This window comes from Clostridium pabulibutyricum (genome assembly GCF_058242705.1).
Map to the genome: position 1 here is coordinate 21,642 of NZ_JBZAYZ010000003.1, position 21,771 is coordinate 43,412.

22 protein-coding genes are annotated in these 21,771 nt (G+C 34.6%); 4 read left to right on the top strand and 18 right to left on the bottom strand.

Going from position 1 to position 21,771, the window contains the following annotated elements:
• Positions 1-2: 2 nt before the first annotated feature.
• Both cbiM and AC4CVH_RS05250 read right to left on the bottom strand, forming a co-directional pair.
• Positions 3-962, bottom strand: coding sequence for a cobalt transporter CbiM (gene cbiM, locus AC4CVH_RS05245; protein ID WP_490786696.1), 960 nt, complete (start codon positions 960-962; stop codon positions 3-5).
• Between the two features lie 190 nt (positions 963-1,152).
• Positions 1,153-2,694 (bottom strand): N-acetylmuramoyl-L-alanine amidase, encoded by a 1,542-nt coding sequence (locus tag AC4CVH_RS05250; protein ID WP_490786697.1) that lies wholly within the window; start codon positions 2,692-2,694, stop codon positions 1,153-1,155.
• A 215-nt stretch (positions 2,695-2,909) separates the two neighbouring features.
• On the opposite strand from AC4CVH_RS05250, the gene AC4CVH_RS05255 reads away from it, so the two are divergent.
• Entirely contained in the window at positions 2,910-4,274 is a 1,365-nt protein-coding gene (locus AC4CVH_RS05255; RefSeq protein ID WP_490786698.1) for a hemolysin family protein, read from the top strand.
• Between the two features lie 102 nt (positions 4,275-4,376).
• Here AC4CVH_RS05255 and AC4CVH_RS05260 read toward each other — a convergent pair whose 3' ends face one another.
• The 11 genes from AC4CVH_RS05260 to AC4CVH_RS05310 form a co-directional block, all read right to left on the bottom strand.
• Positions 4,377-4,910, bottom strand: coding sequence for a hypothetical protein (locus tag AC4CVH_RS05260; RefSeq protein ID WP_490786699.1), 534 nt, complete (start codon positions 4,908-4,910; stop codon positions 4,377-4,379).
• 132 nt (positions 4,911-5,042) lie between these two features.
• Positions 5,043-5,249 (bottom strand): cold-shock protein, encoded by a 207-nt coding sequence (locus AC4CVH_RS05265; protein WP_209701074.1) that lies wholly within the window; start codon positions 5,247-5,249, stop codon positions 5,043-5,045.
• A gap of 145 nt (positions 5,250-5,394) precedes the next feature.
• Positions 5,395-6,471 (bottom strand): sulfate/molybdate ABC transporter ATP-binding protein, encoded by a 1,077-nt coding sequence (locus AC4CVH_RS05270; protein WP_490786700.1) that lies wholly within the window; start codon positions 6,469-6,471, stop codon positions 5,395-5,397.
• 7 nt (positions 6,472-6,478) lie between these two features.
• Positions 6,479-7,159, bottom strand: a complete 681-nt coding sequence (modB, locus tag AC4CVH_RS05275) for a molybdate ABC transporter permease subunit (RefSeq protein ID WP_490786701.1) — start codon at positions 7,157-7,159, stop codon at positions 6,479-6,481.
• 16 nt (positions 7,160-7,175) lie between these two features.
• Positions 7,176-7,967: a molybdate ABC transporter substrate-binding protein gene (gene modA / locus AC4CVH_RS05280; protein ID WP_490786702.1), complete on the bottom strand. Its 792-nt coding sequence runs from the start codon at positions 7,965-7,967 to the stop codon at positions 7,176-7,178.
• Positions 7,968-8,185: 218 nt separating this feature from the next.
• The gene (locus tag AC4CVH_RS05285) at positions 8,186-9,316 is read right to left on the bottom strand and encodes a DUF1648 domain-containing protein (RefSeq protein WP_490786703.1); all 1,131 of its coding nucleotides are present in this window, start codon (positions 9,314-9,316) and stop codon (positions 8,186-8,188) included.
• Between the two features lie 13 nt (positions 9,317-9,329).
• The gene (locus tag AC4CVH_RS05290; RefSeq protein WP_490786704.1) at positions 9,330-9,707 is read right to left on the bottom strand and encodes a GntR family transcriptional regulator; all 378 of its coding nucleotides are present in this window, start codon (positions 9,705-9,707) and stop codon (positions 9,330-9,332) included.
• A 119-nt stretch (positions 9,708-9,826) separates the two neighbouring features.
• The gene (locus AC4CVH_RS05295; RefSeq protein WP_490786705.1) at positions 9,827-10,258 is read right to left on the bottom strand and encodes a hypothetical protein; all 432 of its coding nucleotides are present in this window, start codon (positions 10,256-10,258) and stop codon (positions 9,827-9,829) included.
• Positions 10,259-10,279: 21 nt separating this feature from the next.
• Positions 10,280-11,557: an NPN-dependent 2-hydroxyacid racemase, LarAH10 family gene (gene larAH10, locus AC4CVH_RS05300; protein WP_490786706.1), complete on the bottom strand. Its 1,278-nt coding sequence runs from the start codon at positions 11,555-11,557 to the stop codon at positions 10,280-10,282.
• 20 nt (positions 11,558-11,577) lie between these two features.
• The gene (locus tag AC4CVH_RS05305) at positions 11,578-12,750 is read right to left on the bottom strand and encodes a pyridoxal phosphate-dependent aminotransferase (RefSeq protein WP_490786707.1); all 1,173 of its coding nucleotides are present in this window, start codon (positions 12,748-12,750) and stop codon (positions 11,578-11,580) included.
• Positions 12,751-12,777: 27 nt separating this feature from the next.
• Positions 12,778-13,659, bottom strand: a complete 882-nt coding sequence (locus tag AC4CVH_RS05310) for a LysR family transcriptional regulator (protein ID WP_490786708.1) — start codon at positions 13,657-13,659, stop codon at positions 12,778-12,780.
• Positions 13,660-13,806: 147 nt separating this feature from the next.
• Here AC4CVH_RS05310 and AC4CVH_RS05315 point away from each other — a divergent pair, with 147 nt between their 5' ends.
• Both AC4CVH_RS05315 and AC4CVH_RS05320 read left to right on the top strand, forming a co-directional pair.
• Positions 13,807-14,631 (top strand): sulfite exporter TauE/SafE family protein, encoded by an 825-nt coding sequence (locus AC4CVH_RS05315; protein WP_490786925.1) that lies wholly within the window; start codon positions 13,807-13,809, stop codon positions 14,629-14,631.
• A complete protein-coding gene (locus tag AC4CVH_RS05320) occupies positions 14,628-14,987 on the top strand; it encodes a DUF1634 domain-containing protein (RefSeq protein WP_490786709.1) in 360 nt (119 codons plus the stop codon). The genes AC4CVH_RS05315 and AC4CVH_RS05320 overlap by 4 nt, the downstream gene beginning before the upstream one ends.
• A gap of 86 nt (positions 14,988-15,073) precedes the next feature.
• Here AC4CVH_RS05320 and AC4CVH_RS05325 read toward each other — a convergent pair whose 3' ends face one another.
• Positions 15,074-16,258, bottom strand: coding sequence for a YgeY family selenium metabolism-linked hydrolase (locus AC4CVH_RS05325; RefSeq protein WP_490786710.1), 1,185 nt, complete (start codon positions 16,256-16,258; stop codon positions 15,074-15,076).
• Positions 16,259-16,285: 27 nt separating this feature from the next.
• Positions 16,286-17,875, bottom strand: coding sequence for an N-acyl-D-amino-acid deacylase family protein (locus tag AC4CVH_RS05330; protein WP_490786711.1), 1,590 nt, complete (start codon positions 17,873-17,875; stop codon positions 16,286-16,288).
• 310 nt (positions 17,876-18,185) lie between these two features.
• Here AC4CVH_RS05330 and AC4CVH_RS05335 point away from each other — a divergent pair, with 310 nt between their 5' ends.
• The gene (locus tag AC4CVH_RS05335) at positions 18,186-18,848 is read left to right on the top strand and encodes a helix-turn-helix transcriptional regulator (RefSeq protein ID WP_490786712.1); all 663 of its coding nucleotides are present in this window, start codon (positions 18,186-18,188) and stop codon (positions 18,846-18,848) included.
• A 42-nt stretch (positions 18,849-18,890) separates the two neighbouring features.
• Here the strand turns inward: AC4CVH_RS05335 and AC4CVH_RS05340 are convergent, their stop codons facing one another.
• From AC4CVH_RS05340 to AC4CVH_RS05350, 3 genes are all read right to left on the bottom strand, one after another.
• Positions 18,891-19,256: a YopX family protein gene (locus AC4CVH_RS05340; protein ID WP_490786713.1), complete on the bottom strand. Its 366-nt coding sequence runs from the start codon at positions 19,254-19,256 to the stop codon at positions 18,891-18,893.
• A 32-nt stretch (positions 19,257-19,288) separates the two neighbouring features.
• Positions 19,289-20,251, bottom strand: coding sequence for an L-lactate dehydrogenase (locus tag AC4CVH_RS05345; RefSeq protein ID WP_490786714.1), 963 nt, complete (start codon positions 20,249-20,251; stop codon positions 19,289-19,291).
• 122 nt (positions 20,252-20,373) lie between these two features.
• Positions 20,374-21,759, bottom strand: a complete 1,386-nt coding sequence (locus AC4CVH_RS05350; protein WP_490786715.1) for a hypothetical protein — start codon at positions 21,757-21,759, stop codon at positions 20,374-20,376.
• Positions 21,760-21,771 lie beyond the last annotated feature (12 nt).

The window sequence follows — 21,771 nt, forward strand, 5'->3', positions numbered from 1 at the left end:
TGTTATTCCTTTTTGAGCGACGACAATAGCTTGAACAATATAAGTATCACTGCAACTCCGGCAGCTGCCGACACAATATATCCTATAACTTCATTCATTCCTGATACGGAATAGTCCGACGCAACCGCAGAATAATTTATACCATTCTGGAAAGCCCGTGGTATATACCCAATCATATTCTTGATTTCATCACCGCTCCATTCTCCCCATGCACTTCCAGCAGCAAGAAGTCCAATAGGTGAAATGGCTATAAGAACTAAAAGCAGTGCATACATCGGCCTTTTTTTAGACAGTTTGTCATGATAAATAATATCCGGCGACATTTTCTTGACATAGGCAAGTACAGCAGCCGTAACCACACCTTCCAAAATTCCAATCAATAAATGCGGCAAAACCATGGCCGGTATTGACACTTTTAAATCATATGGGCAATAAAGTGCAGCCCCTGATGCATCTTTAAAAAGAAGCGGTTGTATTCCAAATTCTATAGATGCCACAAATGCAGCACTTAAAATTCCTAAATAAGCCCCTATAAAAGCAGCTGTATAATCCGAACTTTTTCCTTTGAATCTGTGTTTTATAAACTTATAAATATTATACCCTACAAAAGGCATCACAAATGCCATGTTAAAACAGTTAGCACCAAAGGCAAGTATTCCTCCATCTCCAAAGAAAAGTGCCTGTATTAAAAGTGCAATAGTTACACTTAGAGTTGCCGCATAAGGTCCCATAAGTATGGCCGCAAGTGTGCCTCCTACTGCATGAGCTGTGGTTCCTCCCGGTATCGGTACGTTAAACATCATAATCAGAAATGAAAATGCAGAACATACGCCGAGCACCGGCAGCTTCTTCTTGCTTATCTCACTCTTAACCTTTTTTGATGCCTTTGCCCACACAGGAACCATAGCTGCAAACATCACAGCACATGTGGACGGACTAAGATAATTATCTGGAATATGCATAAGTAATCTCTCCCAACTAAAACTATTATATATAAATCTATATTTGTTTTTAACAGCAAAATTTATACCATACACAGTTTCGCCTTTTTACAGGCACTGCAAAAAGGCATATTATCAAAATGATAACATGCCTATATCATTTTGATAATATGCTTGATTGTAGTATCATATTAATACTTTTTTAACAAACTCAATTATCCTGATTTATTTTCTCCATTATTCCTTCTGCTATTCCACCTGCAGCTTTATTTTGAAAAGAATCGTCATTTAAAAGTTTTTCCTCCTGAGGATTACTTATAAATCCAACCTCAATCAATACAGCAGGTGCTTTCGTGTATTTTATAACATAATAATTGGCTGTTTTTATTCCACGGTCTGTAAGTCCTATAGACTCAACAAGCGATTTTTGTATATCCTGTGCCAGCTGTTTTCCGTCCGTACTTGAACTATAATAGTAACTTTCAGTACCTCTTGCCTGACTTGCCTCAGCACTGTTCATGTGTACCGAAACAAAATAATCCGAGTTTGCATTATCTGATATGTTGCATCTTGCTTGAAGATCCTGATTTACATCGGAAGGCCATGACACATTGTCATTTGTTCTCGTATACACAACATTTATTCCACTCTGCGAAAGTATCCTGCCTGTTTTGAGAACAATGGCCAATGTTATATTTTTCTCCATTGTACCTGAAGGTCCTACTGCACCCGAATCATATCCTCCGTGACCTGCATCCAATGTAACGGTTATCGTTTTTCCATTTACAAGATTTTTCACAATTGCATTGCTGACTGCACCTATACCTCCTACAACCTTTACGGAAGACACTGAAGAAATATTTGTTTTTATTATACTCTGCTGTACTTTGCTTCCTGCATCTGCAAGAACCACCGGTGAATTGCCCTGTGCCGCCGCTGCAGAAGCTGAAAGTGCATCCGGGAAATCAGCGCCGCTTGCAATATATACTGTGTTCATGCTCATATATCCGTTTGAAATAAATTTATTTATTACGGCCGTATTGGTTTCATACCTGTTTTTTCCCCCAAGTCTTGTATAATTTCCTGTATAACTTGCAGTATAGTTTGATATAACACCTTCTCCACCAATAACATAAAATGTCTTTCCAGCTTTATTTTCATCTATATATTTTTTTACGGAAGAAGTCATTCCATCTTTGGACGTGAGAAGTATAGGAATGCCCTTAGCCGCTGCAACAGGTGCTATTGAAAGAGCATCAGCAAAACTCTCTCCGGATGCAAGTGCAATTTCACTTGAACCTCCCACTTCCTTTGCAATATCAATGCTTGTTTCGTACCTGTCATGTCCACCTATTCTTTTTACAGAAATGCCCATGTTTTGGAGTTGAAGCTTTACAGCATCTGATACCACGCCATCTCCTCCAACTATTACAGCACTCTTCGCACCAAGTCTTTTTATCTCGGAGACAACACTGTCCCTAAGCTTGTCCTTCTCGGTTGTGAGTATAGGTGCCTCATACTTTCCCGCCAGTGAAGATGCGCAAAGAGCATCTGCAAAGTCCTGCCCGGATGCTATTATTACATTGCCTGAACTCGTAAAATTGTTCTTTGAGACTTCAACAGAAGTTTCATACCTATCATGTCCGCCATATCTTGTTATACTGGGATCCGCAGCATATGCTTTAGAATTCAAAATAATTATAGAACATACAGCCAAAAAGATTCCAAGTAAAATGTTGTTTCTATTTTTCATTTCTACCTCCCTTTAAAACAGGTTGTCAAAATTCTAAAATTTTTAGTAATATATAGTATATATGCAGCATATAAATATATCTACACTATAAAAGACGTTCCAAAACCAAATGTTGTTTCAAAAATATTTCAAGTTTATTTATATTAGGAAATTGCATATATGTTATAATGTGTTATAATGTATTAAGTTTTTATTTAACAAGGGGGAATTTTTATATGGACAGTGGTCCGGGTAGCACTTTATTAGATATATTTCTAATAATAATACTCGTAGTACTCAATGCATTTTTTTCAGCAGCGGAAATAGCCATAGTCTCAGCAAATAAATCAAGAATAAAAATAAGTGCGGATAACGGTAATAAAAATGCCCAGTTGCTTTTAAACCTTATGAAGGAACCAAATAAATTTTTAGCAACTATTCAGGATGTAATAACGCTTGCAGGTTTTCTTGCCAGTGCTCTTTCCGCTACATCCCTTTCAAAACCATTAGCTGTACTGCTTGAAAGACTTAACATTCCTTCAAGCAATGAAGTGGCAATATTTCTTGGCACTATAATTTTATCTTATTTCACACTGGTTTTCGGTGAATTGTTTCCTAAAAAAGTTGCTCTTCAAAACTCGGAAAAAGTATCCTTGTTTGTTGTGAAGCCATTAATATGGGTATCAATGATAACTTTTCCTTTTGACAAGATACTGACATGGTCGGTAAATCTTCTTGCAAAAGTAACCAAATTGAAAAATTCCAGCAAGAAAAGCAATATATCTATAGAGGAAATACAGCTCATGATAGATGCCGGTGAAGAAACCGGAATAATAAACGAAACCGAAAAGGAAATGATAAACGGGATATTCAAATTCGATGATACCCTTGCCAAGAATATAATGACACCAAAAGTAAATGTATTTGCTTTAAGTGTGGATACACCAGTTGATCAAATTTTAAGGGAAATTGCAAACGAACAGTATTCAAGAATACCTGTGTATGAAGACGCAATTGACAATATAATAGGTATTTTGTATATGAAAGATCTCTTCATAGAATTTCACAGCGGAACTTTAAATCACAAATCTATAAAAGATTTAATAAGAACTGCTTATTTTGTACCTGAAACTAAAAATATAGATGAATTATTTGAAGAAATGCAAATTACCAATAATCATATGTCTGTTTTAATAGATGAATATGGAGATTTCACCGGAATAGTAACCATAGATGATCTTATAGAAGAGGTTATGGGAAATATTCCTGATGAACATGACAAATATGATGATGACGAAGAACCAATAAAAAAAATAAATTCCAACACTTATACAGTGGATGGACTTGTTCCAATAGATGATGTAAATGACGAACTAGGCATAGATCTTCCCTGTGATATTTTTGACACTATAGGTGGCTTTGTAATAGATTTGCTCGGTCATATTCCTCAAGACAATGAAAATGAAATCTTGAAATATGAAAATATACGTTTCAAAATAAAAAATGTAAAAGAAAAGAGAATAGACAAAGTTGATGTTATAGTGGGAAAAAATAATTCCCCGGAAAAGTCCGGGCAGGATTCAGATATTTCAGAAGAATAACATTGTATAAAGGGACAATATAGTTATAAAAAACTATATCAGCCCTTTATAACTAACTTATATTTAAAAATAAGAATAAATTATATGACTATTATTTTAAGGCTAGTAATTGCTGACATGAAAAGTATTATGTCTTTTAATTTCTGCATGGGAGGTCATTTCATTTACTATATCAAGATATTTTTGTGAAACTTCAGGACATACCTTCAGTATACTGTCAATTATAAAATCTATGTTTTCATCCGTAACCTGCTTTGCTCTCATATCTTGATTTTCATCTGTTACTACTTCGTCACCCTTCATGGAATTATATATATCATCTACTACATCATGTTTCATAAAATCATTTGTATTTTCAAAATCGTTGGAAAAATACAAGCAGTCATTGTACTGTACGAGTCTTCCATAAACATATTCCCTATTCGAAGTTTCAATTCCCGATTGTGACTTGGAGTCATACCTCAAATGCTCAACATGTTTTATATCCACAACATATTTCTTGTCTTTTCTTGTAAGAACACATCTTACATCCACATCCATGAGCCTTTTCTTAACAAGCTCTGAAAAATTCTCGCCAAATTCCGCAATAAACATTTTTACAGAAATGGTCCTTTTCATTCTATAGTTTTTCCTCATTTAAAATTCACTCCTTTAATATTTTTAAAATGATGGGAATAACTTTGAATTGTCCTTTAACAAAAAACCACCTTTAAAAAGGTGGTAAACATTTGATGTTTATATTAATTAACGTTCAATTAGAATCAAAAATTATGAAAGTTTTACAACGTTAGCAGCCTGAAGACCCTTTGGTCCTTCTTCTACATCAAATTGAACTTTTTGTCCTTCTTCAAGATTTTTTCTTGGTTCATCACTTTTTATGGCAGTGAAGTGTACAAAAACATCATTTTCGCCTTCAACTTCAATAAAGCCAAATCCTTTTTCCGAGTTAAACCATTTTACTGTTCCTATTTTCATTATTATCCTCCTAAAGATAAAACACTTATAATTGATATAACACATTTTCGTATATCTGTGTTCATGATTATATTATTATAACACAAAAACATAAAATTAACAAATAACGCTCCGCCTTCCTATGGCATGAGATAGCCTAAAATTATTAAGGTTTGCTGCTGTAAATCAAAATAATCTTTTCCGGAGGTATGCTTATGTTGAGAGCTCTATTGTTATTTTTTATATCTTCCCACATTTCTTTCTGCACGTCCCATTGCACATTCTTTTGAGAATCACAGCCTGAAATTTTCAAATACATTGAAACCATAAAAGGACTTTCAATTACATGATCAATATTCCACTCAAACGTATTATAATTATCTCCTTCACCTACAAGTTGAAGATAATGTGCCCTTATACCAACATGAGAAAGTGACTCTATGTTTTTGATTTTATGTGAAAGTTTGAGTATGCATCCCCATTCAATGGCTTCTACTGTACCCTGATCTATAACTTTTACCCTAGATATGTTTTTGCACCCTGTAAGAACCGCAGAACACAGGGTAGATGGACTTTGAAATATCTTCTTCCTACTGTCGTATGAATCTATACCACCTCTGTCTACCACAGCAATTTCGCTGCATATTCTATATATCTCATCTCTGTTGTGTGATACAAATACCGTAAATCCATTATAATTCTTTAACAGTTTCACAAGCTTTTCTTCCATACTGATTCTAAGATAGCTGTCAAGTGCCGAGAATGGTTCATCCAGAAGCAATATTTCAGGTTTAACTGCAAGTGCCCTTGCAATTGCAGTTCTCTGCTGCTGTCCCCCTGAAAGCTGATCTGGAAACCTATCCTCAAGCCCCTCAAGATTCATAATTTCTATTTTATTTCTTATTATATCTGTTTTCTCAGATTTTTCCATACCGCTCAATGCAAATCCTATGTTCTGTTCCACAGTCATATTTGGAAAGAGTGCATAATCTTGAAATAAAAAACCTACTTTTCTCTTCTGTATTTCAACATTTATCTTTTTTTCAGAATCAAACAATACCCTGCCATTTAAAACTATTCTTCCGCTGTCGGGTGTGACAAGTCCTGCAATACACTTGAGAGTCATACTCTTGCCAGAACCTGAAGCACCAAGAAGTCCAAGTACGCAGCCACCTTCCACATTAAATTTCATATTAATGTTAAATCCTTGAAATTGTTTCTTTATATCAACATAAAGTCCCATTTAATATTCACCTTGATCCATATATGTTTTTATTTACATGTTCATTCCAATAATTCATGCAAAATATAACTATGGTGGAAATTCCAATAATCATGAGAACCCATACTAAAGCCGTACCCATTTCACCATTCTCGGCTGCAAAATAAATTGCCAGAGGTATTGTTTGTGTTTTCCCCGGTATATTCCCTGCAACCATAAGCGTAGCTCCAAATTCTCCAAGCGCTCTTGAAAAACAAAGCACAGCAGCCGCTGCAATTCCCGGACGTGCCATAGGTATTACTATGTGGGTAAATATCCTCCATTCTTTCACACCAAGCGTCCTTGCCGCATTTATTATGTTGCTGTCTATCTGTTCAAAAGCACCCTTTGTAGTTCTATACATGAGTGGAAATGCTACAACTGATGAAGCAATCACAGCAGCCCACCACGAAAATATCAAACTTTTTCCGAACATAGAAAGAAATTTTCCCAGAAGACTGTATCTGCCAAAAGCCACCAGAAGAAAGAATCCAACTACTGTAGGCGGCAAAACAAGTGGAAGAGTAAATACCGTATCAATAATACTCTTGAATTTCCCATTATAATTTCTCATCCAGTAGGCAGCCGCAATACCTGTAAAAAAAGCTATTGTGGTTGATAAAAATACAGTTTTTAATGAAATCATTCCAGGTGAAATATCAAATGCCATACAAACATCCCCTACCCTATCGTCCTACTTTAAATCCATACTTTTCAAATACTTTTTGGGCTTTCTCACCTGATAGATAGTTTAAAAATTTTTTTGCATCCGTTTGATTTTTGCTTGCTCTTACAACTGCTGCAGGATAAACTACTTCTTTATGAGAATTTGAAGGTGCAGTTGATACAATTTTTACCTTTTTTGAAACAAGTGCATCTGTTTTGTAGACTATTCCTGCATCTGCACTTCCCGTTTCAACCCATGAAAGCACTTCTTTTACATCTTTTCCATATACTGCCTTCTGTTGAACCTTGTCCATAATTTTTAAATTATTGAGTATTTCACTGGAATATTGACCTACCGGAACACTTTTAGGCTCACCAAGTGCCAACTTTCCTACACTGCTCCCCGCAAGATCATCAAAAGTATTTACTTTTGTAGAATCCTTTGGAACTATAAGTACTATATCATTTTTAAGTAAATTTTTTATAGTACTATCTACAAGTAAATTTTTATTTTTTAGTTCATTCATCTGTTTCGTTGCAGCCGAAACAAACAAATCAGATGGTGCCCCTTGTTCAATTTGCTTCTGAAGTGTACCTGATGCACCAAAATTATATGTAATTTTCACTTCCGGATTGGATTTTTCATAAAGTTGCTTTATTTCATTCATAGAATCTTTCAAGCTCGCTGCAGCCGATATTGTAAGTGAAACATTTTTCTTGATGCTTGAAGATGAATTAGAATTGCATCCTGTAAAAAAAGCAGAAATTGAAATAAACAGTGTAAATATTATTATTCCTTTTAACTTTTTCATAAATATCCCCCCATATTTTTATAAAACATTATATAACGCATCATAACAATATTAATGTAATTAAGTACTCCACTTTAAATATTGTTATGTAATATATTATAATTTAATTTTAATATTGTGGCAATATTTTTTTGATAAATTATCAATAATATATTTATTTTATTAACATATCGTTAAATAATGTTATATTTTTATAAAGAAATACTACTTATTGTATCTCATTGATATAGTTTTACATAAATGGCTGTTACAATTACTATAATTATAAGCCCGATATAAATTGCCATACCAACAGGACTTCCTGCATTTATAGTCCAACCTATACCAAATCGTTTTTCGATAAAAATTGAGGGATCATCAGGGTTATAGTATATTATATTTCCAAATTTCCAAAAATCATCATCATCTTTTCCGTATCTATAAGTTTCCTCATTTTTTTTCTGCTCTTTTATTTTTAATTTGGAGCCACCTTGACCAACTTTCAGGGATATGATTATTACACTTAAAAATGTAATAACTATAAATAAAATATCCATAAACATAGATATCCTGTAATCTATATTAAAAACTCTTAAAATCTGCATATTTTCCATAGTAAAGAACACATTTATAAAAACACAATATATAACCATATAATATGACCATACTTTTCTAAACACTTTATTCTTTTCAACGGATTCAACTGGATTTTGAGCACTAATCTCCTGTTTTGACCATCCTATGCTTTTGTATACTATAAAAAACACTACAGTTACAATTATTTGGGTTATTGGAATCATCCATATTAGAGACATGGATTTACTTTTATATCCAGTAATATTTCCTGAAAAATCCCAATGTACCGGAACCATATTTGGGAGCAAGTCATATACTTTATATCCTATAACTACATTTAAAAGTATAATACACAAAGGAATAACGAATATCCACATAGAGGCAGATGAAGTATTTTTTAGTTTTGAATATTTTGTATCTATGACAACTATATTTTTACTTTTATCAAACCATTTTTCAGATTTTTTTAATCTTTTGGTTTCTTTATTCGAAAAGAGATATATTAAAAAATCTAAAAATAAAAATCCTAAAACTCCTGTAAAAATTACAATTTGATCTGGAAACTTATATATAATCCATGATATTACAAGCATAGCTGGAATTCCTACAAGCAAACTGTTTCTAGTATAAATCTTTTTAATATTTTTTATCTCATCTATATTTACCTTATCCTGCGGAATTCTTATACCAAATACAATATCTTTTCTTGTAAGATTAGGGGTTATTATACAAATTACTTGTACTACTGCAAATATAAACATCATATAAAGTGCTAAAAAATTTCCTTGATTCATAACTTTAACCTCCCTATAATTTTATATTTTCAAATATTTCTCTGCACATTTTTGAAAATTCTTCGTAGTTAATACCTCCTATAGCAGCCCTGGAAGCACTATAATTTAAATTTTCATAAATTTGTTTTTTTAGATTCTCCCCTGCTTTCGGAAAAGAATCATTTACAACAGTACCACGTCTTCTGTCCATATTTAAATATCCACTGTTTTTAAGATCATTATAAGCCTTGTTTACAGTATGGAGATTTATTCCAATATCCTCCGCCATCTGTCTTACTGAAGGAAGACTCTCGCCCTTCTTTAACTTTCCCTGAGCTATCCCGTTTACAATCTGTCTCTCAATTTGCTCGTATATTGGAATATGGCATTCAAAATCTATTTCAAGTATCACTTTCTCCCCTCCTTCGGTTACATCTGTTATATATAATATATAACAGATATAACTATTATGTCAATAAAATAAAAGCCAAATATCCACAAACTGCGAACATCTGGCTTTTAAGTTGTAAATCAATAGCTTGATAAACCTGCTGATAAAACAAATATAAACATTACCGGAATCAAGTCACACAAAATCCACATTACAATAAGCATTACAAGATTCAACCTTCTGTACTTATAATACAGATAAGCAATAAGATTATATATAAAAAATAAATTTGTAATCATAAAAAATATAAGTACTGGCACTGGATTTGATATTCCATATGCCACCAATATATGTATTATCAAAACAAATACAAGTATTGATGCAAGTGCCGCTGCAATTTTGAGCCCATTTGCTTTTTCAACTCTTACGATTATATTTATGCCGTCATATATACACATGACAATCGGGAAAATTGCAATGTATTGAAATTTATCTATAAAGAAATATGATGCAATTACAAGTGCTGCAAAGCAAAGTATCTTTATACTAAAATTTAAATCTCTGTTTTTCATAATAGCTCTCCTTATATAATATCAAACAGGAAGTGTACTTCCACCATATGGCATAAGGACTATTTCAGGATTACTCCCTACAGTTTTTTTTGCCAGATCCAGCGCATCTTGAAGAGACTTTACAGGTGTAAAGCCAAGATCAAATACTACATCATCATCAAGATTTGAAAACAAAAACACCTTCCTGTTCTTTGCCGCATACCTTGCCTTGTAAGCTACAAATCCCGGCACCGTAAAATTACGTTTCAGTGCCTCTTCAGTTTCTTCAAGTGTCTTATATTTGAACCACTTCATGAACTCTTCCGCACCAATACCTTCCGAACATTCTGCAGCAACTATCAATATACTGTCTTTTTTGCCTGCATATACACTGTTGTCAATAGTCTTTACAGTCTGATACATATTTATGTCTTTCGGATATCCACCTGCAGATGAAATCGTAATATCCGCACGGTTTTCTATTTTTATTCCATACATGTCTCTTGTAGTATCGCAACCCTTAAGCCATGCTTTTTCAAAATCACCGGACACAAACTCAACGAAGTTTCCTTTTTCATCAAGTACGACATTCACAAGAAAATCTGGAGAAACATCCCTGCATATCTCTGTAACATCCTCTCTCATTGGATTCCCTTTTATTACATTTGACCTTGCATTCAAGTTGAGCCCGCCATCTTCTCCACCACTGAATACAAGTTTATGATTTTTCTGTATTGTTTCAAATCCTGCAACTCCGGGAACCATGCTCTTTGCTCCCCCGCCAAATCCTGCAAACACATGGAATGTAACTCCTCCTGTAAGTATAACCCTGTCTGCATCTACAATCATTTTATTTATGTATTCTGGAGTGCCAAAACTAGATGTACCTATAAACTTCAACTGATTCTTGTCCCTGCTGTTATGGTTGTACACTTTTATTCTTCTATAAATTTCTTTTCCTACTATTTGCTCTTTTTCCTCTTCTGATGCAGCTTTGTGAGTTCCAACTGCAACAATAATTGATATATCATCATCTTTTATACCAAGTGAATTTAAATGATTAACAATATGAACTAAAAATTTACTTGTTTTAACCCACAATCTAGTAATGTCAGATACTACAAAAACTATCTTTTCACCAGGCTTTACAATCTTGGATATCGGCTTTGAACCTATTGGATTTTCAATGGAATACTCAACCGCTCTTCTGATATCCGATTCATTTATTGTATTTACTTTCTTTGGAAGAAGACTTTCAACTCTTCCATCCACCTTCAATTCAACATTTTCCTTTCCATACTTGAAACTATACAAACTCACATAAATGCCCCCTTAAATATCTATTCTCTATAAGATTCCACTTTGCCCTTTAATAATTTTAACTTTTCAATTGCCAAAAGCAGTGTTTCATCTTTTTTAGCATAATGAAACCTTATAAAATTATTTACATTTTCTTTGAAAAAGCTTGAACCCGGCACTGCCCCTACTTTAACCTCTTTTGCAAGCCATTCACAGAACTTGAGATCATTTTTTACGCCGAACTCGGATACATCAACCATTACGTAATATGCTCCATCCGGTCTCACGTATTTCAATCCTGCACAGTCAAGTCCTTCAAGAAAAAGATCTCTTTTTTTCATATACATATCCTTAAGCCATACATAATACTCGGATGAAAGCTTCAAACCCGCAACAGCAGCTTCCTGAAGTGGTGCAGCAGCTCCCACCGTAAGAAAATCATGCACTTTTCTCACATTGTCTATTATTCTGCTGTTTCCTATTACATACCCTATTCTCCATCCAGTTATGGAATAGGTCTTTGAGAGTGAACTGCAGCTTAAAGTTCTATCAAACATACCTGGAAGAGATGCAAAATATGTATGCTTGTATGGTGGCATTACAATATGCTCATACACCTCGTCAGTTATTACAAATGCATCGTATTTTTCTGCAAGATTTGCAATATCATTCAATTCATCAACAGTAAAAACTTTTCCTGTTGGATTTGAAGGATTACACAGTATAAGTGCCTTGACTCCTTGTTTGAAGGCATCTTCAAGCTCCTGTCTTTTGAAGGAAAAATCAGGTGGATTCAAAGGTACGTATATAGGTTCAGCCCCACTCAATATTGCATCCGCAGCATAATTCTCATAAAATGGAGAAAATACTATTACCTTATCACCAGGATTGCAAACTGTCATAACAGATGCCATCATTGCTTCAGTACTTCCACAGGTAACAGCAATCTGTGTTTCAGGATCAATATCTATATTCATAAATTTTCTTTGCTTCTCTGCTAAAGCCTCTCTAAAATTTTGAGCACCCCATGTGATCGCATATTGATGAGGTCCTCTTTCTGCAACCTCTTTAAGAGCTTCTCTTATTTCCTTTGGCGGGTCAAAATCCGGGAAACCCTGTGATAAATTTATAGCATCATATTTATTGGATATCCTAGTCATTCTTCTTATAACAGAATCCGTAAAATTAGTCATTTTTCTACTAAGTTCCGGCAATAAAAACACATCCTTTCTATATATTGTCTATGTCAAAGCAGTTTTTCCTGAAAATACATTCAAAAAATTTCTGGCAGCTGCAGATATATACCTGCCTTTTATGCTTATTGCAGCTATCTCGGTTTCAAGGCTTGGTTCTTCAATTACTTTATATACAACATTCGGTGCCTTTACAACATCTATAGCTGTCCTTGGGACCATTGCTATCCCTATACCAGACTCTGCCCATAAAAGTGCCGTTCTAGCATCGTCCGTCCTGCATATTACATCACATTTGATATTGTTTTTGTAAAATATGTCAAGTATTATTTTCTCAAACCTTCTGTAAAGTATAAGTGGTTTTCCTTCAAATTTCCAAATATTCATGGATTTCGTGTCAGAGAAATACTTCAAATCCTCTCTAAAAACTGCTATCATAGGTTCCGTGTGAAGAAAAGCTACATTGAGTCCATCATCATCAAAAGGGGTTCTTACAATACCTACTTCAATAACTCCACTATTTAATATTTCAAGTATTCTGTATGTATTTCCCTCACGCACCTCAAAATCAACATCCGGATATATTCTGTGAAATTGAGTTATTATATCCGGTAAAAGAGTTGCACCTGACGAAGAAACCGTACCGATTGAAAGAGTTCCTCTGGTTCCAGTGTTGAAATCCTTAAGTTCCTTTACTGTGGAATCAACAAGTTTAAGTATTTGCTCTGCCCTATTTTTTAGAATTTCACCTGTATAAGTCAGATGAATCTTCCTGTTACCTCTGTCCATAAGCTTGGTACCAAGTTCATCCTCCAACAATTTAAGATGATAGCTGAGAGGCGGCTGTGCTATATTCAATTTTTTAGCCGCACTTGTTATCTTTCCTTCCTCTGCTATAGCAAGAAAATATCTTAGCTGCTTAATATCCATAAAGATACACCTCTTAAATTCATGATATAATTTTTATATGGCAAAAATACATATTTAATATTTTTAATATAATACTATTCTTGTTATAATAATACTTGAAAAACAAACTTTATTCAATATAGGGGAAGTGATGTATTGTCACTATTAATGTTAAAAATTTTGTTGGTATCCGTTGTCGCAGGATTTGCGGGATCAATCCTTGGTCTTGGCGGAGGAACGGTTGTAACTCCAGCACTCACACTCTTATTTGGAGTGGATATAAAATATGCCATAGGTGCTGGAATAATCTCGGTAATTGCAACTTCAAGCGGTGCGGCAGTTGCCTATGTACGTGACGAAATGACAAACATACGAGCTGCAATGTTTCTTGAAATAGCTACCACTATAGGAGCAATAACCGGGGCATTTCTCGGAGGCATAATAGATACTAAATATCTTTACATAATATTTGGTGTATTTCTACTGTATTCCGCTTTTGCAATGCTAAAAAAAGGCAAAAGCGAACTTCCTGAAAATGTAATAGAGCATCCTCTTGCCAGAAAGCTGAACTTAAACAGCCAATATTACGACGATGCCATAGACCAGATTGTGAATTACAAGGTTGCAAACGTGCCTTCAGGCTTCGGAGTAATGTATGGTGCCGGAATAATGTCCGGGCTCCTTGGTATAGGAAGCGGAAGCTTCAAAGTAATGGCCATGGATCTTTTCATGAAACTTCCAATAAAGGTTTCAAGTGCAACAAGTAATTTCATGATGGGAGTTACCGGTGCTGCAAGTGCAGGTGTTTTCTTTTTAAGAGGCGATATAGATCCTAAAATTGCAGGCCCTGTCGCTCTTGGTGTACTTGCAGGTGCAACCATAGGCGCAAGGGTCATGAAAAGGATGAAGAGCAAAACTATAAGAAAAATATTCATACCTTTTCTTATATATATAGCACTTCAAATGATGTATAAAGGGGTGATTTCCTTATGATAAGCAAAAACAATCATGAAATGGAGAGAATCATAAGCACCTTCCTGCTTACAGGAGTTATTACAAGTTCATGTGTAATCATAGTAGGAATTTTAATGTTTCTTTTTTCTGGTAAAAGTGGCTATCCCGCAAACTTTTATCCCACGCATCCAGGCGAAATCTTACAGGGATGTCTTCTTTTTAAGCCATATGCTATAATCTTGCTCGGACTCATGATTTTAATTGCAATTCCAATACTCAGGGTTGCGATTTCAATACTTGTATTTTTTAAAGAAAAGGATTTTTTATATGTAAGAATAACTACCGCAGTGTTTGTAATACTTATAATAAGCCTTCTTATTGGAAAAGCCGGCTGAAAATGAATATATAAAACTTCAAAAGCTCCAGGGGAAATCAAGTTAGAGACTTCTTCTGGAGTAAAAATTTTGCCTTCTTATCAAGCTTATGAGAGAAACTTCTTTGACAAAGCATAGTATCCTCTAACAGACTTAAGAAGTTGATCTATTTCTACATATTCATTTACAGTATGGGCAAGATTCTCCTTTGAAGGTCCAAATCCTATTGTCTTTATTCCCGCTTCTCCTGCATAATGACTCCCATTCGTGCAAAAAGAATAATGAGTTATTTCCGGACTTATTCCAGACTGTTGAAGCGCAGAATATGCGTCTTTTACAAATTCATCTTCTTTGTCATACAACCACGCTGGGAAAAACCTTTCCCCCTCTATAGTATTTCCAGTGTAGCAAGTTTCTTGTCCTTTTGAAAAACTGACTTTTGCGTTAAAATCCGAATCTTCCTCTTTAATTTTTTCAATAATATCCTGAATTGGCTTTAATACACTTTCCTTGGTCTCACCTACAAGAAGTCTCCTATCAAAAGTCGCCCTGCAGTAATCAGGCACTACAGACGCCCCTGGATAAGGCGATGATTTTATATCTGTGAGTTCAAGTATTCCATCTCCTAAAAACAAATGACTTACAAGTTTAAGTTTCCTTATCTCATCTACAATCCGATTCATTTTATAAACTGCATTTATTCCTTTCTCTGGATTTGCGGAATGAGCAGGTTTTCCAAAAGTTTCAACTATTATTTCGGCTCTTCCTCTCTGTCCTATTTTCAAATTGCAGTTCGAAGCTTCTCCTATTACAACATAATCAGGCTTGACTCTTTTACTTATTTTTCTTGATGCAACACCTTCAAAGCATTCCTCATGCACAACTCCTGCAACATATATATCACCCTTGAATTTTCTTGCCGAATCCTCTGCAAAATATGAAGCCGCACATATCATTGCACACAATGCACCTTTCATATCGGAAGTTCCTCTTCCATACATTTTTCCGTCATGTATTTCTGCTTTAAACGGTGCATATTTCCATTCAGTTTCATCTACCACAGGAACAGTATCCATATGCCCGTCGAAAAGTATGGAATCTCCGTTCTCATGCCCTTTTATATGTCCTATTACATTTCCATAGTCATCTACAAAAACATCGTCGAACCCCAAATTTGAGAAAGCTTCCTTTATGACTTCTACAACTTTGTTCTCTTCTCCCGAATAGCTTCTTGTCTGTATAAACTTTCTACAAAGCTCAACTATCTGTCTTTTTCTTTTTTCCAATAACATTTATAAATCACCTTCACTTAAAATATATTAAAATCTTATTACTTCACCACCAAGTTTTCCTGTAGTCTTGCTCTCATCGACACTCAAGACCCCGTTTACAATTACTGTATCTATTCCCTCTGGAAACTGCTCCGGTTCTATAAATGTGCTTTTGTCAATTACAGTATCCGGATTAAAAACAACCACATCAGCTTTTTTGCCCGGTTGTAAAATTCCACGATTATCTATATTAAATGCTTTTGCTGCTTTATAAGTCATTTTATAAACCGCCTCTTCAAGGGTAAGTACCTTCATTTTCCTTACATATCTTCCAAGAATTCTTGGAAAAGTTCCATATACTCTAGGGTGAGGCTTTCCTCCAAGTAAACCGTCAGTGCAGACATTCTGTTCACTTCTTTTTAAAAATCTTATAACATGCTCTTCTTTGCCATAATAATCATACATTCCGACAGCATTTTCCTCTTCGTAGAGAATATCAAAAACTGCATTGTACGGATCTTTATTTCTCTTTTCTGCTATCTGGACAAGATTTAGTCCTATACAATCCTTGTTCTTATCGGTTTTTACACTTGTAACATATATATTTTCAAGACCTGCAAAATCAATAAAATTATCCCAACCAGGTATTCCATTTTTTATATCATGAATTATTTTTTCCCTGACACTGCTGCTCTCAAGCCTTTTTAACAATTTGTCAGTTCCGCCGTCATGAACCCATCCCGGAAGTATTACACCAAGCATGGTACTGCCTGCATAATATGGATATTGATCGTAAGAAATCTTTATACCTTCTCCCTTAGCCTCATCCAACAGCTTCTCCATAGCATCTAGTTTGTCCCAGTTCTTTTTCCCGCACACCTTGAAGTGTGAAAAATGAATTTTCACTCCGCTTTCACGTCCAACCTTTATTATCTCTTTCATGGAACTTACTATATCATCTGCTTCACTTCTCTGATGCACTACAAATGGTCTGTTGTATTTTGCTGCAACTTTGCATATTTCTATAATTTCATTTATACCACTATAAGCGCAGGGCATATATATAAGCCCTGAAGATACTCCTGCCGCTCCTGCCTCAAGCTCCCTTTCTGTTACATCCTTCATTTTTTGAATATTAGTCTCAGAAATTTTCTTGTTTTCAAGTCCCACAGATTCCATCCTTATGTTTCCATGTGGAACAAGATACACCGTATTGGTTGCTCTTCTTCTTTCTCCAATAAGCTTCAAATATCCTTCAGTATTTCTCCAGTCCCATTTTATTTCACTGCTGTCTCCATCAAGTCCAGCTATATTTTTTCTCCAAGGTTCTATAAATTTTTCAGGTATTGGTGCAGTAGAAATTCCATCCTGCCCAAGTACTTCAGTAGTTATTCCCTGTCTTATTTTAGGCTCTACAAGAGGATTCATAATTATTTCTACATCAGAATGACTGTGGGTATCTATAAATCCTGGACAAACAACCTTTTCATGTGCATCTATTACAATATCAGATTTTTCAGTTGAAATATTTGTTCCTATATAACTTATGACATCACCTTCAATCTTCAGATCCGCCTTGTACCCCTCGGATCCCGAGCCATCTACAATAAATCCGTTTTTTATAATAATTCTGTTCATAATTCTATCAACCTCCTGTCTAAAGATTATATTTTAAAGTTCAAGTCCATCAGTATTCCTGTTTTTTATAATAATATATTATTATTTCAATAATATATTATTATTTATAACATTTATTATAATCATGATTTCTTAACAATGCAATATAAAATATATAAAATAATTAATATTTTTATATATTTTCACGGGTTTAATTAAAGAAATAATATATTTCTCACTAAATGTATTAAAAAATATACTATTTAATGTTATAATATACTATAAGTTCAAGTTATCATTTCAGTATTCCTGTATCTATGAGGTGGAAAATTTGGAAGACAGAGAATTAATCGAAAAGTATATACCTATGGCAAAATTCATCTCGTCAATTCTAGGTGATAATTGTGAAGTTGTAATTCACGATATTACATCTCCAAACAATTCTATTATTTTTATAAAAGATGGGAATTTGACCGGAAGGCGAATAGGTGGGCCATTAACAAATTTGGTTCTCAACATAATTCAAAACAAAAGCTATAAAAAAAGGGATTTTGTTGCAAACTACAAAGCTGAGGGAAATTTTAAGACCTTTAGATCTGCAAGCTATTTTATAAAAAACAAAGATGGAAAAATAATAGGTGTAATATGTGTAAATATAGATATAGAACCCTATAAGGAAGTAAAAAAGCTTATGGACAATTTAAGTTTTATATCAAACAATCCTGCAAATTATGAAGATGATAAAAATGATGATATAAAAACTCAAGAACAGTTTTACGACAATGTGGATGACCTTCTTCATACTATGGTTTGTGATACCATACGTGAAATCAACATATCACCTGACAGAATGTCGGCAGAAGAAAAGTTGCATGTTGTAAAGCAATTATATGACAAAGGTGCTTTTAACCTAAAAGGGGCTGTAGTCGAATTAGCTAAAGCTTTAAAAGTATCGGAGCCAACAATATATAGATATCTTAACAAATTAAAATAAAAAAACTCCTCTGAACTTTAAAGTCAAATTCAGAGGATCTTTTTAATCTTTCAAAAATATATTTCCAAGAACAAATACATTGTTATTCAACATCTGCAAATACAAATATTCATTTTCAACATAGAAACCATACAATTCCGTATTGTCACTCAACTCACCACATTCACCTATAAATTTTTCAAATGAATACTTTCCAAATTTCACAGGCAGTTTTACAGAACTTTTCTCATTGTTTACCCCTACAATGTCTCCTTCAAAAATTTCATTTCCATTCTTGTCTACAAGTCCTGTAAACTCACACGGAATAAATCTCTCATCACAGTCTTCAACATTTTCAAAATATGGATTTTTAGCTATATAAAAACATTTCCGCTCTTTATCCCATATCTTAAATTTAAAAGTTCGCATTTCAATTCTCCTTTAATGAATGAATAAATACCCTACTTTTTCAAATCAACAGAATCTATTGTTTTTCTTATGCTTTCAGCACTCTTTGTAAGTTTTTCAACTTCATCATCTGAAAGAGGTGCTGCAATTCTTTTCTCTACACCATTTTCTGTTATGATACACGGAATACTTAAAGCCACATCCTTAAGTCCATACTCTCCTTCAAGAGTCGTTGAAACAGGAAGCACACTTCTTTCATTTAAAACAACGGCCTTGGCAAGCCTGCATGCAGCCATTGCAATTCCCGAATTTGTCCATCCTTTTAAATTTAAAACATCATATGCGACTTGTACAACCTTCTGCGCAACTTTTTCACGGTCAATTGGCTCCTTGGGATTAAAGTATTTATCGAGTTCATCACTATGTATACCTGCAATATTCAAACGGCTCCATGCTGGGAATGCTGAATTTCCATGTTCTCCTAGCATATATCCCTGGACGCTTTTCGGATCGACATCATAATAATCTGAAATAATTCTTCTAAAACGGGCTGAATCAAGACTCGTACCTGTACCAAATACCTTGTTTTTAGGATAACCAAAGAAATTCTCTGCATAATAAACCATTACATCAAGAGGATTTGTTATTATAATTATTACAGCATCTCTGGTATATTTTGCGATTGAACTCATTACATCCTTCATAACCGGTACGTTTCTCTCTGCAAGTATAAGCCTGTCTGCCTTGTCATCAGGCATTATGCTTGGTCCTGCTGCTATTATTATTACTTTTGCATCACTGCAGTTTTCATATCCTCCTGAATAAATTCTTGTATTTGAATTATACTCAAATGGAGTACTATGCGCTGCATCCAGCGCCTCGCCTTCCGCCTTTTGCCTGTCTTTGTCTATAGTGACTATTTCTGAAAATAAATTAAGTGACACTGCAGTATTAAGTACTGTAGACCCTACATGTCCAGTTCCAACTATAACCAGTTTATTGCTCGCAGATTTCATATTCATACCTCCAAGTATCATAAATTTAAAATTTGATAATAATTATACCATCTAAAATTAAAAATGACAAAGCCCAATATTTAATATCAGGCTTTGTCATTGATTATGATAATTTTTTGGTATCAGACATTTTCTCCCACATTAGAATCCTTTTCTTCCCTTATAAAAATATTTACATCAAGATTCTTTTTATTGCCAAGAAGTATCAAAAGGCTAAGAACTACACCTACTCCAAGTCCCCATGCAGCTCCTCTGGCAACTATCACAGCCGCCATTATTCCGGCAATTCCAAGATCATTTATTGTTTTTGCCTTCAAAACACCTATCCTAACGGAAACATAACCTTGAATCAGCATGGTGAGAGCAAGTGCTATGTTAAGTACCGGTGTAACAAATGTTACTATAGGCAAAAGAAAATATCCTGTAAGAGTACCAAATCTGAAAGACCCTGCACCACCGTTTATTGAATCCATGGCCTTTCTGCCATGTTTGTACCTGTCACATACAACAACCTGCATTGCCGCCCAAAGCGGTCCGCACATTGTTATATCAGGTCCTATAAGTGACATCAGACAATTACGCAGTCCAAATATCAAATGAGATCTGTTCGGATTATACTCTATGAGTTCATCAGGTCTTGATTTTTCAGCATCTTCAATAAGCGCCTGAGCTTGAATCATCTCTCCGAATAGTATTACATAAGCTGAAAATACCATTGGAAGTGCCTGTATAAACATTTTGAATGGTGGAAACCCTATAGACCAAAATGTCCAGTGTGACCACAATTCCCCGAAAGAAGGAGTTGAAAATCCCCATTCTACGCTTGGCCACAATGTTTCTCCAACAACAGGCCCAACAAAAACTGCAATAAATATACACGGTAAAATTCCTAAATTGGAAATAACCTGAAGAACCTTGTTCTTATTCCTCAAACTTTTAAAATGATTTGAAAAGAGAAGATAAAACGCGAGTCCTATACATATTATAATAGACCACGGATATTTTTCAAAATGCCCTCCCTTGCCAAAAACAGTATTCACGGCTGCAAGTCCGGCGCCCATTATTATACCTGCCTGCATACAATTTGGTATTAGAGATATTACCTTTTTCCCAAGTCCTGTTACTCCAAGAAACGCAGCAAATATTCCAAGACTGAGTTCAAAAGCTATAAGTGCCTGAACTCTTTCAGGTCCCATAGGAAACTGACTTACATACAATATAAGGAGAGGTATGGCTGGCGTTACCCAGCCAGGTACAACAGGATCACCGAGAAGTACATGTGTACAATACAATATACCATTAAGTACTACAATTGCAAGAGCAACTTGAAATGGCATTCCAAGATACTGCTGAAGCATTGGAATAGCTCCCAGACAGACAGCGCACATTAGAAGTCCCTGTATATAATCAGCAACCTCAAACCTATAGTGAATTCCAGGAATACGAATTTTAAACGGGCCTGCCGGTATATACGGCTGTTCTTTGCCGTATTCTCTTTTAAGTGCCATAAGAAATTTCCC

Excerpts from the sequence above, each read along its gene's own strand:
- AC4CVH_RS05330 (WP_490786711.1), bottom strand. The coding sequence starts at position 17,875 with ATGAACAGAATTATTATAAAAAACGGATTTATTGTAGATGGCTCGGGA.
- AC4CVH_RS05285 (WP_490786703.1), bottom strand. The coding sequence starts at position 9,316 with ATGAATCAAGGAAATTTTTTAGCACTTTATATGATGTTTATATTTGCA.
- AC4CVH_RS05315 (WP_490786925.1), top strand. The coding sequence starts at position 13,807 with ATGTTAAAAATTTTGTTGGTATCCGTTGTCGCAGGATTTGCGGGATCA.
- AC4CVH_RS05345 (WP_490786714.1), bottom strand. The coding sequence starts at position 20,251 with ATGAAATCTGCGAGCAATAAACTGGTTATAGTTGGAACTGGACATGTA.
- AC4CVH_RS05255 (WP_490786698.1), top strand. The coding sequence starts at position 2,910 with ATGGACAGTGGTCCGGGTAGCACTTTATTAGATATATTTCTAATAATA.
- AC4CVH_RS05260 (WP_490786699.1), bottom strand. The coding sequence starts at position 4,910 with ATGAGGAAAAACTATAGAATGAAAAGGACCATTTCTGTAAAAATGTTT.
- AC4CVH_RS05350 (WP_490786715.1), bottom strand. The coding sequence starts at position 21,759 with ATGGCACTTAAAAGAGAATACGGCAAAGAACAGCCGTATATACCGGCA.
- AC4CVH_RS05295 (WP_490786705.1), bottom strand. The coding sequence starts at position 10,258 with ATGAAAAACAGAGATTTAAATTTTAGTATAAAGATACTTTGCTTTGCA.
- AC4CVH_RS05320 (WP_490786709.1), top strand. The coding sequence starts at position 14,628 with ATGATAAGCAAAAACAATCATGAAATGGAGAGAATCATAAGCACCTTC.
- AC4CVH_RS05310 (WP_490786708.1), bottom strand. The coding sequence starts at position 13,659 with ATGGATATTAAGCAGCTAAGATATTTTCTTGCTATAGCAGAGGAAGGA.
- AC4CVH_RS05270 (WP_490786700.1), bottom strand. The coding sequence starts at position 6,471 with ATGGGACTTTATGTTGATATAAAGAAACAATTTCAAGGATTTAACATT.
- AC4CVH_RS05250 (WP_490786697.1), bottom strand. The coding sequence starts at position 2,694 with ATGAAAAATAGAAACAACATTTTACTTGGAATCTTTTTGGCTGTATGT.
- AC4CVH_RS05325 (WP_490786710.1), bottom strand. The coding sequence starts at position 16,258 with ATGTTATTGGAAAAAAGAAAAAGACAGATAGTTGAGCTTTGTAGAAAG.
- modB (WP_490786701.1), bottom strand. The coding sequence starts at position 7,159 with ATGGCATTTGATATTTCACCTGGAATGATTTCATTAAAAACTGTATTT.
- modA (WP_490786702.1), bottom strand. The coding sequence starts at position 7,967 with ATGAAAAAGTTAAAAGGAATAATAATATTTACACTGTTTATTTCAATT.
- cbiM (WP_490786696.1), bottom strand. The coding sequence starts at position 962 with ATGCATATTCCAGATAATTATCTTAGTCCGTCCACATGTGCTGTGATG.
- AC4CVH_RS05265 (WP_209701074.1), bottom strand. The coding sequence starts at position 5,249 with ATGAAAATAGGAACAGTAAAATGGTTTAACTCGGAAAAAGGATTTGGC.
- AC4CVH_RS05340 (WP_490786713.1), bottom strand. The coding sequence starts at position 19,256 with ATGCGAACTTTTAAATTTAAGATATGGGATAAAGAGCGGAAATGTTTT.